General features: G+C 33.0%; 13 protein-coding genes. 8 read left to right on the top strand and 5 right to left on the bottom strand.

Features of this window, described 5'->3' with window-relative positions; translation table 11 throughout:
- The first annotated feature begins 24 nt into the window (after positions 1–24).
- The 5 genes from A0O34_RS06410 (at position 25) to A0O34_RS06390 (ending at position 6,475) form a co-directional block, all read left to right on the top strand.
- Positions 25–1,191 carry a T9SS type A sorting domain-containing protein gene (locus A0O34_RS06410; RefSeq protein WP_066752680.1) on the top strand — a complete coding sequence of 389 codons (1,167 nt, stop codon included), beginning with the start codon at positions 25–27 and terminating at the stop codon, positions 1,189–1,191.
- 123 nt (positions 1,192–1,314) lie between these two features.
- Positions 1,315–3,966 carry a 4-alpha-glucanotransferase gene (locus A0O34_RS06405; protein ID WP_066752677.1) on the top strand — a complete coding sequence of 884 codons (2,652 nt, stop codon included), beginning with the start codon at positions 1,315–1,317 and terminating at the stop codon, positions 3,964–3,966.
- Positions 3,967–4,105: 139 nt separating this feature from the next.
- Entirely contained in the window at positions 4,106–5,197 is a 1,092-nt protein-coding gene (locus tag A0O34_RS06400; RefSeq protein WP_066752674.1) for a hypothetical protein, read from the top strand.
- Positions 5,198–5,380: 183 nt separating this feature from the next.
- Positions 5,381–5,839, top strand: a complete 459-nt coding sequence (locus tag A0O34_RS06395; protein WP_066752671.1) for a hypothetical protein — start codon at positions 5,381–5,383, stop codon at positions 5,837–5,839.
- Positions 5,840–5,965: 126 nt separating this feature from the next.
- Positions 5,966–6,475 carry a ferritin gene (locus tag A0O34_RS06390; protein WP_066759553.1) on the top strand — a complete coding sequence of 170 codons (510 nt, stop codon included), beginning with the start codon at positions 5,966–5,968 and terminating at the stop codon, positions 6,473–6,475.
- A 65-nt stretch (positions 6,476–6,540) separates the two neighbouring features.
- On the opposite strand, the gene A0O34_RS06385 is transcribed toward A0O34_RS06390, so the two are convergent.
- Entirely contained in the window at positions 6,541–9,681 is a 3,141-nt protein-coding gene (locus A0O34_RS06385) for a UvrD-helicase domain-containing protein (RefSeq protein WP_066752668.1), read from the bottom strand.
- Between the two features lie 183 nt (positions 9,682–9,864).
- Between A0O34_RS06385 and A0O34_RS06380 the strand changes: the two genes are divergently transcribed.
- From A0O34_RS06380 to A0O34_RS06370, 3 genes are all read left to right on the top strand, one after another.
- Complete coding sequence (locus A0O34_RS06380) at positions 9,865–10,611, top strand: peptidase associated/transthyretin-like domain-containing protein (RefSeq protein ID WP_066752665.1); 747 nt, start codon at positions 9,865–9,867, stop codon at positions 10,609–10,611.
- A 13-nt stretch (positions 10,612–10,624) separates the two neighbouring features.
- Complete coding sequence (locus tag A0O34_RS06375; protein WP_066752662.1) at positions 10,625–11,401, top strand: carboxypeptidase-like regulatory domain-containing protein; 777 nt, start codon at positions 10,625–10,627, stop codon at positions 11,399–11,401.
- A gap of 84 nt (positions 11,402–11,485) precedes the next feature.
- On the top strand, positions 11,486–12,220 hold the full coding sequence (locus tag A0O34_RS06370; RefSeq protein ID WP_066752659.1) for an SIMPL domain-containing protein: 735 nt from the start codon (positions 11,486–11,488) through the stop codon (positions 12,218–12,220).
- Between the two features lie 89 nt (positions 12,221–12,309).
- On the opposite strand, the gene A0O34_RS06365 is transcribed toward A0O34_RS06370, so the two are convergent.
- From A0O34_RS06365 to bshA, 4 genes are read right to left on the bottom strand one after another with little or no spacing between them, the layout of a single operon-like run.
- The gene (locus tag A0O34_RS06365) at positions 12,310–12,822 is read right to left on the bottom strand and encodes a GNAT family N-acetyltransferase (RefSeq protein ID WP_066752656.1); all 513 of its coding nucleotides are present in this window, start codon (positions 12,820–12,822) and stop codon (positions 12,310–12,312) included.
- Positions 12,823–12,824: 2 nt separating this feature from the next.
- Positions 12,825–13,046: a PspC family transcriptional regulator gene (locus tag A0O34_RS06360; protein ID WP_055988446.1), complete on the bottom strand. Its 222-nt coding sequence runs from the start codon at positions 13,044–13,046 to the stop codon at positions 12,825–12,827.
- Between the two features lies 1 nt (position 13,047).
- A complete protein-coding gene (locus A0O34_RS06355) occupies positions 13,048–14,313 on the bottom strand; it encodes a DUF2851 family protein (RefSeq protein ID WP_066752653.1) in 1,266 nt (421 codons plus the stop codon).
- Positions 14,314–14,339: 26 nt separating this feature from the next.
- Positions 14,340–15,488, bottom strand: a complete 1,149-nt coding sequence (bshA, locus tag A0O34_RS06350; RefSeq protein WP_066752650.1) for an N-acetyl-alpha-D-glucosaminyl L-malate synthase BshA — start codon at positions 15,486–15,488, stop codon at positions 14,340–14,342.
- Between the last annotated feature and the right edge of the window lies 1 nt (position 15,489).

The following is a 15,489-nucleotide window of genomic DNA, read 5'->3' as shown; positions in this document are numbered from 1 at the left end:
TTACGAATCTAAATCCAACTTATTATGAAAAAACATTTATTCCCTTTATTTTTGGTATTATTAGGAGCAAACGCTCATGCCCAGCAAGATTTTTTTGCATTGACGGGAAAAGATACTCCAGGTATTGTTTTTAATGACTTTCGTGCCATTGATGCGGTAAATGGAACTTCTGGAGAAGCTGTCTTCACGGCAGATTCTTCTGCAAAAATATTTTCGCAGACAAGAAATGGTTCTGTAACCGAGGATAAAAATTCTTACAACAATTCTCAGGCGACGACAATGGCAACTTTAGCATATGATTCTAGGAATAATAATCTGGTGTATATGCCGATGTTTTCATCAAATATCTATGTTTTAAATTCTAAAACGAAAGAAATCACTTTGGTTGAAAACAATGTTGCGAGAGTAACTTCTTGCGATATTAATTCTCACATAACGAGAATGGCAACTGGATATGACGGTAATATTTACGCGATGAATAATTCCGGAACACAGTTTTTACAGATCAGTAAAAAGAACAATCAATATGTTGTAAATGATCTTGGGATTGTTAAAGATGATTCTTCAAACGGGAAAAATTCTTTCACAACAATTGAAACAGGCTTTGGAGGTGATATGATCGCCGATGCAGATAATAATTTCTATGTTTTTGCAACTTCCGGAAATGTTTTCAAAGTTTCAACTAAAGAATTAAAGTCCAAATTTGTAGGAAAAATAATAGGAATTCCCGAAGGTTATTCTGTAAACGGAGCTGCGGTAAATTCTAACGGAAAAGTTGTGATTGCAAGTGCAAAAGGAGCGCCTTTATATGAAGTTAATTTGAATGATTTACAGGCAAAACAACTTCCGGGAAATTTAAATTTACATATTTATGATTTGGCGAGTAAATATTTCGCTAATGATAAAGCAATTTCAAATAATGTTTTGGCAAATTTAGATATCTATCCGACCAGAGTTGATGAGCAATTGATCAACGTAAATGTGAATGATAAATCGGTAAAAGGAAATCTTAAACTTACTATTTTTGATATCTCGGGTAAAAATGTAATGCAACAGAATTTATCCGTAAAAGACGGTTCATTAAATCAACAGGTTTATTTGAAAAATCTCATCAATGGAGCTTATATTGTGAGTATCGCTAATGAGTCCGGAAAAATATTATTAAGCAAGAAAATTATTGTAACAGAATAATCTTTTAGCTTTCTTAAAAATTATAGCCTTTTCAAATATCTGAGAAGGCTTTTTTAATGAATATTTGATATTCAATAAGTTTTGTTTTTCGAGATTAAAATGTATTTTTATAAAAAAATATAGATGAAATTATACTTTAATATAGGTTACAGCGCAAAAACAGGGGAATCTTTGCAGTTGATCATCAATGAAGAAGGAGCTGTACCCAAAACTCATAAAATGTTTTGCACCGAGAACGGTTTGTGGAAATGTGAAGTAGACTATTTTTCAAAATCCATATCTTATAAATATCAGCTTACAGGTGAAAAAGAAAGTATTTTTAGAGAAGAATTTGTTTTGCATTATCTTAATTTCCCTCACAACTATAAAGAATTTTCTATTTTCGATGAATGGAACAATAAAAATTTCCCCGAAAATTATTTAAACAATAAAATCCTTTACAATAAGCTGAATCAGTTTGTTCCTGAAAAGATTTCGGTTTTAAAAAAACATACCCATTTATTCAGATTAGAGGCTCCGGTGTACAATCCGAATTGGAAGATTGTATTGTTCGGAAGCACGGCTTCTCTGGGAAATTGGGACTATGAGAAAGTAATTCATTTATCTCAGACGGATTTCGGTATTTGGGAGACTTCGGTTGAAATTCCTGAAAACGAATTTATCCAATTTAAATATTGCCTTTATGACAAAAAAGAAGGTAAAGTAATTGATGTAGAAGCCGGAGAAAATAGGTTTGCGGTTCCCAATAAGCAGAAAGATATTTTGCAGATCGTTTCGAGTCATTATTTTAAATTCAAACTATATCAAATGTATCATGATGCAGGAGTTGCGGTTCCTGTGTTCTCTTTGAGAAGTGAAAATGGTTTCGGTGTCGGAGAATTTTCTGATATGAGAGAACTTGCAGACTGGACAAAAGAGACTGGATTGGGCATTATCCAGATTCTTCCAATCAATGATACAACGGCCAACTATACTTGGACGGATTCTTATCCTTACGCAGCGGTTTCTGTGTATGCTTTACACCCTCAATATATTTCTTTGGAGAATCTTGATTTTAATTTGCCGAAAGATTTAGTTGAAGAATACAATACCGAAAAATTAAAATTAAATTCTTTAGAATTAATTGATTACGAAGAAATGATTTCCGGAAAATGGAAATTTTTGAAAGCCGTTTTCAATACAGAAAAAGAGAAGATCTATAAAGACAGAAACTTTAAGAAATTTATAAAAGATAATGAAGATTGGCTGATTCCATATTCTGCATTTTGTGTGTTGAGAGATAAATATAAAACTCCAAACTTCAATGATTGGAAGACGCATAAAAAATATATTGCAGGAAAAATTTCACCATTCTTTTCAGCAAAAAATAAAGAATATGATGCCTCAATGCTTCATGCCTGGGTGCAATATCAACTCCATAAGCAGTTAAAAGAGGCGATTGAATATATCCATAGTTTAGGCGTTTCCATAAAAGGAGATTTGCCGATCGGGATTTACCGACATTCTGTGGAAGCGTGGACGGAGCCTGAATTATTCGGTATGGATTTCCAAGCCGGAGCACCGCCGGATCAGTTTACGGAATTGGGTCAAAACTGGGAATTTCCAACCTATAATTGGGAAGCGATGAAAGCTGACGATTATACATGGTGGAAAAACAGATTCAAGGCATTGGAACAGTATTTTGATGCGATGAGAATTGATCATATTTTAGGATTTTTCAGAATCTGGAGAATGCCGATTTCTGCTACTCAAGGGATTTTGGGATATTTTTATCCTGCAGTTCCTATTACGGAAGAAGAATTTAAGGCTTGGCATATTCCTTTTGATTTTAACAGGTATTGCAAACCGTTTATTAATGATCAGATTCTTTGGAATTATTTCGGAGAAGATCACGGAAAAGCGCTTGAATTCATCAATAATAATTCTAACGGAACGTATTCTTTCAAAGAAGAATTTGATACTCAGAGAAAATTATCAGATTTCTTTAAGAAAAATCCAAGAGGTTCGGTTGAAGAACAATTGATTGCCCTTTGCGCGAATGTTTTGTTTTTAACTGAAGAAAGAGAAGGCGAAATTGTTTATCATCCAAGATTTAATGTTTATAACACGGAGTCTTATAAATATCTGTCGGATTGGGAAAAGAAATCTATTTACGATCTGTATCATGATTATTTCTTCAAGAGACAGGATAAACTCTGGAGCGAAAAGGCAATGGAAAAGCTTCCAATGATCTTAAATGCAACCGAAATGCTGATCTGTGGTGAAGATTTAGGAATGGTTCCTGATTGCGTACCTGCTGTAATGGATGAATTGGCGATTATAGCCTTGAAAGTTCAGCGTATGCCTTCGGATAATATTCCTTTTTATAATCCTAAAAATGCGAGTTATTTGAATGTAATTACTGCTTCTTCGCACGACAGTTCAACGTTAAGACAATGGTGGAAAGAAGATCCGGCTTTGACACAGAAATATTTTAATCAACAATTAATTCAATACGGAAAAGCTCCACAAGAATTAGATGCTCATTTGGCAGAAATCATTATGAAGCAACATCTTTACACGAATGCGATGCTAGCTATTTTCCCGATTCAGGAGTTTTTTGCAACAGATAAAGAACTTACCAATCCGAAAATGGACAATGAAAGGATCAATAATCCGGCAGTATTTCCGCATTATTGGTGTTACAGAATGCATTTAAATTTAGAAGATTTAAAAAACAGTACAGATTTTAACCAAAAAATAAAATATTGGGTTAAAGACAGTGGAAGATTGTAAATTTAACAATTGATTATCAATTAGTTAATAATAAATTAAAAGAAGTTGTATCGAAAGATTTAACTTCTTTTTTTTATTTATATCCAAAAGATAGATTAGAGATAGTCTACTATATATTAACCAATTAACGACAATAAGAATGAAAAAAATATTTTTGGGATTTGCTTTGAGTTTGGCGACTTTGTCGTTTGCTCAGCAATATCCAAACAACGGTTACGGTAATGGTAACGACGGATACAATAACGGTTACGGAAATAATGGTTATGAAAATAACAACTATGGAAGTAATGACGGATATTATTCTAACGAAGATGATCAGAATTATTTCCCTGATGATTATTACTACAACTATCCTCAGGATTATTATCCAACAGACTATTATCAGAATAACTATAACGATTACAGAAGCAGTATCGTAAATGTCAACTGGAATGTGTTCTTCAATCAAAATAGATTGAACCGTTGGCAGATTGATCAAATCTTAAGATTGAATAATCTGTATGTAAGCTTTTCAACATGGGATAACTATTACAGATACAATCCGGACAGATGGTATTATGATAGATTCTATGCGTTACAAAGAATTATGGGACCGCAGATTTTTGTTAGTTTTCAAAACAATTATTACAGAGGAGCTAGCCCGGTTGTATATTTTCAAACTTACAGAAGAACTCATTATGCTTCCATTTGCAGGCCGATGCCTCGCTACAGAAACGTAAATATCAATATTTATAGAGTAGACAGAGCCAAATTTAGAGGAAATAATAATCCTTCCTTTAATATTGCAAGAACGAGCCAAAGAGAAAATAACGGATTTAGAGGAGGATCTGGAAGAGATAATAATAACTCAGGATTCCATAATCGGCCTAATAATAATTCAGGAGGTTTCCGCGGTTCTGGAAATAACGGAACAAGAAATAACGGAGGTTTTAGAGCAGGAACTGAAAACACTGGTGGAACCAGAAATACGGGAGGATTCAGAAATGATGTGAGAACAGAACCTTCTGCTCCTAGAGAAAATACCGGGGGGTTTAGAGGAAATGCAGGCAACAGCGGTGGAAACAGAAGCTCTGGCGGATTCAGAACTGAAACAAGAAGAGAATCTTCTGCACCAAGAGAAAGCAACGGAGGTTTCAGACAGCAAAGATCTGAGAGTTCTGCTCCAAGACAAGGTAATAATGGAGGAGGGAATAGAAGTGCTTCCGGAGGCTTCAGATTAACGAGTAATTAATTTTCATATATTATATTTAAGTGGTGTGAAGGGCAGATTTTATAATCTGTCCTTTTTATTTTATGTTTTATTATTTTGATGGTAAAATTTAACATTTTTTATGAATATTCTGCTTTAACTTCTGTTTTAATTAAGTATCAAAAAGATGTATAACAATTAATTAATAATTAAATATTTAAAAAGATGAAAAAATTAGTATTAGCAATAGCATTTATCGGAATGGGAAGTTTTGCAATGGCACAACAAACTACTCCTCAGGACAAACAAGCTAAAAGAGCAGAAATGCAACAGAAAATGCAACAAAAGGAGCAAGAGCATTTAGATAAAATGCAGAAAGATTTAAACTTAAATCAATCACAGGTAGCTCAGATAAAAGGTCTTCATGAAAAGAGAAAAGCTGAAATGAAAGCTGATTTTGATAAAAACAAAGGAGAAAGACAAGCTAAAATGGAGCAGATGAAAGGGAAGAGAGAGCAAATGGATGCAGATATGAAAAAAATCTTAACTCCTGAGCAGTACGGTAAATGGCAAGCTGACAGACAGGCTAAAATGGAGCAAAGAAAAGCAGCAATGAAAGACAGAGGAATGAAGGGTGGAAAAATGAAGAGATCAATGGATACGGCCGCTCCTGCTGTGAATTAAGAGTTTTCAATTTTGATTTTTTAATGTGTTAAGGACGGATATATTTCTGTCCTTTTTGTATTAAATTTGATTAAATCTTTTGATTTCGGGGTTTTATTCCATAATTTTACTGTAAAATTTATTATTATGGTAAGCGATAAAATTGCACAACTAATTAACGAACAAATAGCTCACGAACAATACGCCGCACAATATTATCTTTCAATGTCTGCTTGGTTTTCTAGCAAAGACCTTGATGGGATCGCCAATTATTTCAGAGTACAAAGCAAAGAAGAATTGATGCATGCTGATAAAATGTTTGATTATCTAAACGATGTTGGAGGACAAATCATCATCGGAGAAATTGCAAAACCACCACACGAATTTGCAAATGCCATCGACATTTTTGAAAAAGCATTGGAACACGAGAAAAAAGTAACGAAAAGTATTTTCAACATCGTAAAAAATGCGAACGACGAAGGAGATTTCGCTACAACTTCTTTCTTACAGTGGTTCATCAATGAGCAGGTAGAAGAGGAGGCTAGTGCTTCTCAGTATGTAACAAAAATCAAAATGGTTTCTGATAATCCATCTGCATTGTATCTTTTTGATCAGGAATTGTCTCAAAGAGTTTTTGTTGCGAATGCAACGGCTTAGGATTTAGCTTTAAATAAAATTTAAGATAAAGTTTCGGCGGCACCTTTGGTGCCGCCGAAACTGTTTTATAAGTAAATAAGCTGAGTTCTTAAAACCTTTCTTCCTAAATGTTCCAAAACATTTTTATATCGTTCAATCTGTCTGTCATTCTTTGCTGTTTCTTCACCGGTTTTGAAATCCACAATAATATAACCCTCACTACCTTTTAAAATTCGGTCGGGTCTGTAGATTCGGCTTTCTCCATTTTCTGAGACCATAATATCCTGTTCATTGATCACTTCCCATTTTTCATCAAAAAATTCAGAATGAGTATTGACGATCTCTTGTAGTGTTTCCTGAATATCATTTTTCTCTTCTAAGGTAATTTGTCCTTCCAAAAGATAACTTTCAAGAACTTTTGCAATATCCTTTTCGGTATTGATTTTTGATAATAATTCGTGAACGAAAAGACCAATTCTCACTTTCTCATTTCGAACCTGATAATTTTTTGATGGAGTAGCAATTTTTACTGAATTACTTTTTTCATTGATATTTTTAAGATTCTCAATATTTTTTGTTTTGAAAGAAGACGTTTTGTCTTTCGAATACTTTTTCAGCATTTCGGGCTTTACTTCATACAAATCAAATTCGTCACTTTCATTGACATTTTTAGTTTGAAGAAATTCTAAAAGCTCAAGATTATTTGAGGTTTTGTTTGCTTTTTGAAGATAAAAAAATAATTGTTCCACAGGTCGGGTGGTCGCAACATATTGCAGACAGAGCCTGTCGACAAGGTTTTTATAAGAATTTTGTTTGTTGAATTTCTCAATTTCCTGATCGTAAACTTCAAGATTTTTACTGAACTGATTGATATTAACAGATTTCAACGCTTCATCGCTGCTCGTTTCAAACCAATTGGTAAATTCGCTGTCACGATTTTTATTCATCATCGGAATAAAAACAATAGGGAATTCCAGTCCTTTAGATTTGTGAATCGTCATGATCTGAATGGCGTCAATGTTTTCCGAAGCTTGAATCGTGTAGGTAGAAGCTTCTTCATCCCAATATTTCAAAAATTCTTTGGTGCTTGCCCCTGCATTTTGTGTGAAGTTGAAAAGCATTTCCAAAAAGTTCAAAAGAAAATCAGTTTCTTTATTTTCAAGCGAAAATTCGTTAACGTAATATTCTACAAAGTTGTATAAATTAAATCTCGGGAAATTCTCCTGTTTTAATTGTAAAGCATATTTTAGTTGAAGAAATTGTAAAATCTCCTCATGCGTTTCAATATCTAGAATTTCCTTCATTTCCAAAGTGAAATCCGGCATATTTACTCTTCCTAATGTATTCAGATGATACATCATCATGATCAGATTAGGTTTGTTTTTCGGATTGGTTTCCCACTTCAAAAACTCGATAACAGCCTGTAGAGTGTTGGATAATTCTAAGGTCAATCCTTTATCAGAAATGGTTTTAATATTCGTTTCTTCCCCACGATAATTGACTTTCAGATTTCCCAGTTTTTGAGAATAACTGAAAATGTCAAAATTCCCACGACAAAGAATCGTAATATCAGAAAACTTAAAACCATTATTCAGACATTCCTGAATATTTGTTTTCATCCTTTCGGAAGTATCGTTGTAAAAATCTTCGTTGGTAAGATTTTCAATGAGATTTACTTTTACGCGACCTTCATGTGCGGATTTTGCGTTTTGTTCGGCATCAGTACCGAAAATATTTTTATGTTCTTCTTCAAGATCTATAGAATGATATTCGTACAATTCATTATTGAACTGAACAATATTTTTTGCACTTCGCCAGTTGTCTTTTAAAACAAGTAACTCTGCTTCTTTGGGTGAAATTTCTTTTTTATTGATAATATCGAGCATCAATTTACTTTCTCCACCACGGAATCTGTAGATACTTTGCTTCGGATCACCAACCAACGTAAAAGATGTATTGTCCGTTGAAACACTGTGATCTCTTAACGGAACAAAATTCTGCCATTGAAGCTCAGAAGTATCTTGAAATTCATCAAAGAAATAATGCTGGAACTGTGAGCCTACTTTTTCATAAATAAACGCTGACGGCTCGTTTTTAAGGTTTTCGTTAATTAAAATATTAAACTTTGAAAGTAAAACAAGATCATTTTCATCCTCAATTTTTTTCAATTCATCCTGAATATCTTTATTAACTTTCAAAGGAAGAAGTGCGGATAAAATTTTCTCTTTTTTTTGAGTTTCGATGAATAAAAGGATGAGCTGCATTCTGTTTTCTAGCAATTGTTCTAAAATCTCAAAAATTTCAGATTCTTTACTTTTTGATTTTGCAGAAGCTCCTTTTCTGTAATTATTAACAACCGATTCCTCCTGAGTAGTCGGAAAAGGAAATCCTGGTCTTTTTTGATTGTAAAAATCTAAAACCTTGGTGAAAAAACCGCCAATTCCATTTTTTCCCTGAGCAAAATCTTCAATCTCAATATTTCTTGATTTAAATAATTCAATTGATTTTGTCCCAACTTCTAAAGAATGCTTTTTATTGAAAATGATCTCTTTTCGGAGCGTATTCTTTATACTTTCATAATTCGTGTCATCAAAACTTTTATTGTTTTTCAGTTGCTCATAATGAATGTCTTTTACAAACTCTTTTGCGGAGTCGTAAAGGTTTTTATTAAGGTTGATTCTTTCGTTATTTTCAAGGCTGTAATCTACGTAATCCATGAAAGAATTGGAAATAGACTCATTTTCGCCGATCTGATCAAGCATTTTATCTACCGCCTCAATTAAAAAAGGTTCTGCATCAATTTCAAGATTAAAATTTTTAGCTAAACCTAATTCATAAGAAAAACTTCTCACCAACCGGGCGTTGAAACGGTCAATCGTACCAATATTTAATGTAGAATAATTGTGAAGAACATAATCTAACAGTTTTTTAGAACGAACATGCAACTCATCAATCGTTATTCTTAAACCCTGTTCTTCAAATTCTTTCTGAATATTTTTTAAATCTGCATTTTCAGCAAAAGTATCTGCTGCGAAATTATTTAGCCAAGATAAAATCCTTTCTTTCATTTCATTGGCTGCTTTATTCGTAAAGGTCAAAGCCAAGATGTTTCTTATTGCGTGTTGCTGATTAGGATAACGAAGACAGATCATCAAAAGTCTCTGAACCAAGGCGTAAGTTTTCCCCGAGCCCGCAGAAGCGTTGATAACTGTATAAGAATTTTGCATTTTTTTGAAAGAATTGAGAGTGCAAGTTAGCTAATTTTTAAGTGAAATTTTAACAATTTGAATTCACTATTTAACAATTTGGAAACAGAAAATTCACAAAAATTTCCTAAAACGCGTTAACTGTGGTTAAACTTATTAAATACAGTGAAAATAGCTTTAGTTTTGCGTTATAAAAAACTTTCCGTGAAATTTAAACTACTCTTTTTCTTATTTACCATATTTTTCATCAATATCAATGCTCAAGATTATATTTTTGGGAAGATATCTTCTGAAGAAAATATTGAAATGCCGGATGTTACTGTTATCAATATCCGAACTGATGAAAGAGTATCCACAAACCGAGACGGACATTTTATGATTTTTGGAAGACAAGGTGATGAACTTCGTTTTGTAAAATCCGGTTATGAAAGACTCAATAAAAAGGTAACTTCAGAAAATATCAGTTCTGCGATCAATATTACTTTGATAAGATCTGCGGCATTAATTGCTGAGGTTGAAATAAAAAAAGGACTCACCGGAGATTTAAAAATTGATTCTAAAAATCTTAATCAACCAAAAAAAGTTGAGAAACTAAAAAGCGATCTGGCAGTTTATATGTCTCAAAAATCCGATCCAAGACTTCTGGCTGCGAGAGCGGGAGAATTTGTTCAACCGAAAGGACAGGGTTTTTCTATTGGTAAAATTAAAAATAAATGGGATGATGTTGATTTGATGGATTATCTTACTAAAGCATTAGGAGAACAGTATTTTACAGATCTAAAGATTGATAAAGCACTGACCCAGAATTTCATTTATTATGTTTTTGCAGGCGGTTTTGAGAGAAAGAATATCTTAAAATATGGTTATTGTAGCGATGCGGATTTGTATAGATTCCAACGATTTGTTTTAACGAGAATTTCGTCTTATCGTGCTCCTCAAACTCAAAAATAAATCCTTTTAACAGATGAAAAAGACACTTTTTCTAATCTTGATGTTTTTATTTGAATCTATATTTTCTCAGCAGACAGTTACAGGAAAAATTACTGATGATAATGATATTAATCTTGGCTCCGTTACGGTAATTAATATTTCGACAGATCAAAAAGTATTCACTAATTCTCAAGGAGAATTTTCTATTGAAGCCTTTAATAATAATGAATTGAGATTTGTCAGAGCCGGTTATGAAAGAGTTTCCAAAAGAGTAATGACGGACGGGATAAATTCTCAATTATTTATAACATTAATTAAAATTCCTGAAGAGATAGAAGAGGTTAAAGTCGCCAAAAGATTGACAGGCGATTTGGCTGATGATTCCAGAGCTGTCGCAAAAGTAGACAAAGGTGAAATCGTTCAACAGGCGGTCGGACTTCCGCAACCTATCGGTAAAATGAGAGAAACGCCTGCCGAAGTAAAAAGTGTATTACTTCCGATTCTTTTGGGAAATCTTAATGTACAGGGTGTTTATGACCTTGTAAGTGGAAAAGCGAGAAGGCAAAAACGTCAATATCGATATGATGATTTGCAGGAACATATTTTGTGGATTCGTAAAAGAGTAGATGATGACTATTTTACAAAAGCAGGAATTCCTGCTGAAAGAATTTCTGAGTTTATAGAATTTTCTTTTCTCACAAAACCTCACACGAGAACTTACGTTAAAGCCAAAAACCTGTCCGGAGTATTATTAAGCCTCGAAGAAACAATCCCTCTTTACGTTGAAAGATTAAAGCAGATTAAGCAATAATTTAAATGTTAATAAAATCTTAAAATTTCGGAATAGAAATTGATATACTCTTAGAATTAAAATCAATCAAATTCACGAATTTTTATGAATAAAAACATTATTGCAATCGCGGTTGCCTCTTTAGGCTTCATTATTGGTCTTGGACTTTTAGGAAGCGCTATTAAAAACAGAAATAAATCTGAAAACACCATTTCTATTACCGGTTTGGGAACGAAACAATTTACTTCCGATTTAATTACCTGGTCGGGGAGTTTTTCTAAAAACAACGCCGATTTGAAATCTGCTTACGATGAATTGGCGATGGACAGAAAAGTTATTAATGATTATCTTATTTCAAAAGGAATCAAACAGAATGAAATCGTTTTTTCTTCGGTAGATATTCAGAAGCAGTTTAGAAATTATACGGATTCAAATGGAAATAATGTACAGGGAGAATTTTCGGGATATAGTCTAACGCAAAAAGTTTCTATTGAAAGCAAAGAGGTGGCAAAAATCGAAAATCTTTCTAGAAATATTACGGAAATTATCAATCGTGGAATAGAATTTACTTCTTCTTCACCCTCTTATTTTTATACAAAATTGGCGACTGTAAAGCAGGAAATGATTGCTTCTGCAACGAAAGATGCCAAAGAAAGAGCAGAAAAAATTGCTGAGAATTCTGGAAGTAAATTAGGCAATCTTAAAAAAGCAACGATGGGAGTTATCCAAATTACAGCTCCAAATTCTAATGAAGATTATTCTTACGGCGGAACTTTTAATACTTCTTCTAAAGAAAAAGAAGCGAGTATTACAATTAAGTTGGAATATGAAGTGAATTAAATTTTCTTTTAATTATGAGCGATGAGCCTTGTCAAGGCTCAATTTAAAAAAATAAAAAATCCGAAGTTTTTATACTTCGGATTTATATTTTAATGATAAACAATATCATAAATTTCATCTTTAACTTCTTTCAAATTTTCGGGAGTATAATTTGATAGCAACCAAAGGTCTAGCGGTTTTTTGCCTTCACCATAACTTGGTTGTACATACATTTCATCAAGAAGTTTAAAACCATTTCTCTGATAAAAAGAATAGCGTCTTTTCGCGTCTTCACCTAAATGTTCAGGTTCTATTTCTAAAATAATTCGTGGATAATTTTCGAATAAATACCCCGTGATATGCGATCCGAATTTCTGACTTCTAAATTCCTCAAAAACCTCGAAATGCTCCACAAAAACATAATTGCTCAATTCCCAAAGGATGAGATAACCAACCGTTTTTGATTCGTGTAAAACAGAAATTATTTTAACGTTCGAATTTGAAAAAAGGTTTTTAAATTTATTCCAATCTCTTCTTTCGTCTTCAGGAAAAGTTGAACAATATGAATTGAAAATTTCCTGAACTCTGTAATCTTCAGGAGAAGTAATTTGTAAAAATTCCATGATTAAAGATCAAATACGTTAGGACGCCTTGTAATGAACATATCTTTGATCCACAAAGTAAACGCCAATCCAAGGTAAATTAAAAAGAAAAAACCTGCTGTTGCAAAAGTTGAGTAGATAAAGAAAACTCTCAGTTTTGATACAGGAATTCCAAGTTTAGCGCCGGTTCTCGTAAGAACGCCAAACCATTCTCTTTCCATTTTGTGGCGAATATTATCGAACATTTTAGGTTTCTTTTAAAAGTTTAAATCCAATACTGCAATTTAAGCAATTTTTTTCTTCACAGGAATTTTTATAGTGATAAATCAGACTCTGACTTTCCAGAGCATTTTTAGTTTTTAAACCAAGACTTTTCCATTGATCAATAATTGAATTTTTTTCTGATGAAATGTTCGTGTAAAATTCTAAAATTTCATCGGTAATTTCTTCATTGTGATATTTATGATAGGTGTATTTTAAAGGAAGAATTGCATTTAAAATTATTAATTCAATGAAATCTTTAGTCAAAACTTTAGGTTGATCGACTGTTGATATTTTACCGAAATTAAAATGATTATCCCAGTATTCTGAAGCTTTTACGTCTTTGAAAATTTCGAATAATTCAGCTGAGTTTTTTGCGAAAATTACCTTTGAAAATAAATTGTGATGTTGGTAATAAAGATTCGCCAACTGCGACAAACGAATGGTTGGGAAATTCGGAGGTCTTAATCTTAAAAATTTTGGACGAAATTTTAATTCTGAAATATTGAATTTAGCCTTAATAAAATCAAATTCTCGTTTCCAAACTTGCATTTGGTCGTCTTCTGGAACATCTAACCAACCAGAAATTCCGAAAAATAAAGCTTCAAGCTGAGTTTCATTTTGTTTTATTTTATTGATGGTAGTGAAGTTGATGCTTTCTGCAATTTGTTTAAAGATAAAAGCGTTCACTTTTAAGCCAAAAGAGTAGGCGAGGTTGTGAAAAAGAACGGCTTCAAAATTATTTTTATACAGTTCTAAACTTTTCTCTATTTCTAAAGATTTTTGATGAAGCTTTTTAAGAACGTTTTCTTCATGAAAATTGACAGGGATTTTATTTGTATCAAAAATATTTTCACAAGGAATAAATTGATTTTCACTGACCAATTTTTCATATTTCCAAAGAATATTTTCATCGATGAAACTTTTCAATTCCAACGTTGGAATATTTTTATTTTTCAGTTCATCAATATCAGCATCGTTTTGGAAAACAACGTGAAGAATAATGTTTTGGTAATTGGGATCTATAGAATGATTGTGAAATATCCAGTCGGAGGATTTTACGTGAAGTTCGATGTTTCCTGCAAAAATTACATTGTTGATTTTAATTTTCGCCAATAAAAAATCGGGTCCGGAATCGGTATTCCATTTGCCGAAATCTAATATTTCAACGGAATTTTCTTCAATATCCTTGAAGTCAAAATTTTTGAAAATCTTAAAGTTCCAAAGATATTGAAGTAGTTTTTCCGTCATGAGTGTCTTACAAATATAGCAGACTGCTATACTTTAGACAACTCTTTTTTAAAATTTTCTATCGTTGTTCTATACATTTCTTCATATATAGGAAGAATGTTTTTCAAATCGAATTTTATCGCTTGTTCTTTCGCGTTTTTCTTCATTTGGGTTAAAAGTTCCTCGTTGCTCAATAATTTGATCGTGTAGTTGCTCATTGCCTCAACATTTCCAATTTCGGCCAAGAAACCTGTCTCTCCCTGAATGTTAACTTCCGGAATTCCACCTGCATTTGAACTGATAACCGGAGTGTTTGCTGCCATCGCTTCCAATGCTGCCAAACCGAAACTTTCCTGCTCAGATGGCAATAAAAATACGTCTGAAAGCTGAAGAATTCTATACAAATCATTTACTTTTCCTAAAAGACGAATTTTCGAGATCAAATCAGGATTTTCTTCTAAAAACTGATTAACTTTTTCCATATCCGGACCTTCTCCGATGATGATAAGTTTAGATTTTACTTTTTTCTGAACATTTTTAAAGATCTGAAGAACCTCTTCTACACGTTTTACAGGACGTAAATTGGATACGTGAATCAATATTTTTTCGTCAGGATTTGCAAATTGCGTTCTCTGACAATCACTTGGTTCATCAAATTCAGAATTATCAATAAAATTGGTAATCACCTGAATCTCTTTTTTAATCTTGAAAAACTGCAACGTATCTCTTTTTAAACTTTCAGAAACAGAAGTGATCGCATCTGATTGATTAATAGAGAATTCTACCGCATGTTTGTAACTTGGATGTTGTCCAACAAGCGTAATGTCCGTCCCGTGAAGCGTTGTTACCAACGGAACGTCGTTGTTGTCCTCCTGTAACATTTGCTTAGCTGTAAAAGCCGCATAAGCGTAAGGAATCGCATAATGAGCGTGAAGCAAATCCAGTTTGTAAAGATTCACGACACGGTAAATCATCGAACTTAACGCGATATCATAAGGCTGATATTGGAAAAGCGGGTAAGTCTGAACATTCACTCTGTGAAAGAAAATATTCGGATTGGTGATATCTAGTCTTGCGGGAAGCGCGGAGCTGATGAAATGTACTTCATAGCCTTTATTGGCCAGCGACATTCCCAGTTCGGTAGCTACGATTCCGCTTCCGCCGTATGTTGGATAGCAAAGTATGCCTATTTTCATT

It is taken from the genome of Chryseobacterium glaciei, assembly GCF_001648155.1.
GTDB classification, from domain to species: domain Bacteria; phylum Bacteroidota; class Bacteroidia; order Flavobacteriales; family Weeksellaceae; genus Chryseobacterium; species Chryseobacterium glaciei.
This window is presented reverse-complemented; position numbering and strand designations above follow the sequence as displayed.

Excerpts from the sequence above, each read along its gene's own strand:
- A0O34_RS06390 (WP_066759553.1), top strand. The coding sequence starts at position 5,966 with ATGGTAAGCGATAAAATTGCACAACTAATTAACGAACAAATAGCTCAC.
- A0O34_RS06355 (WP_066752653.1), bottom strand. The coding sequence starts at position 14,313 with ATGACGGAAAAACTACTTCAATATCTTTGGAACTTTAAGATTTTCAAA.
- A0O34_RS06370 (WP_066752659.1), top strand. The coding sequence starts at position 11,486 with ATGAATAAAAACATTATTGCAATCGCGGTTGCCTCTTTAGGCTTCATT.
- bshA (WP_066752650.1), bottom strand. The coding sequence starts at position 15,488 with ATGAAAATAGGCATACTTTGCTATCCAACATACGGCGGAAGCGGAATC.
- A0O34_RS06405 (WP_066752677.1), top strand. The coding sequence starts at position 1,315 with ATGAAATTATACTTTAATATAGGTTACAGCGCAAAAACAGGGGAATCT.
- A0O34_RS06365 (WP_066752656.1), bottom strand. The coding sequence starts at position 12,822 with ATGGAATTTTTACAAATTACTTCTCCTGAAGATTACAGAGTTCAGGAA.
- A0O34_RS06385 (WP_066752668.1), bottom strand. The coding sequence starts at position 9,681 with ATGCAAAATTCTTATACAGTTATCAACGCTTCTGCGGGCTCGGGGAAA.
- A0O34_RS06360 (WP_055988446.1), bottom strand. The coding sequence starts at position 13,046 with ATGTTCGATAATATTCGCCACAAAATGGAAAGAGAATGGTTTGGCGTT.
- A0O34_RS06375 (WP_066752662.1), top strand. The coding sequence starts at position 10,625 with ATGAAAAAGACACTTTTTCTAATCTTGATGTTTTTATTTGAATCTATA.
- A0O34_RS06410 (WP_066752680.1), top strand. The coding sequence starts at position 25 with ATGAAAAAACATTTATTCCCTTTATTTTTGGTATTATTAGGAGCAAAC.
- A0O34_RS06400 (WP_066752674.1), top strand. The coding sequence starts at position 4,106 with ATGAAAAAAATATTTTTGGGATTTGCTTTGAGTTTGGCGACTTTGTCG.
- A0O34_RS06395 (WP_066752671.1), top strand. The coding sequence starts at position 5,381 with ATGAAAAAATTAGTATTAGCAATAGCATTTATCGGAATGGGAAGTTTT.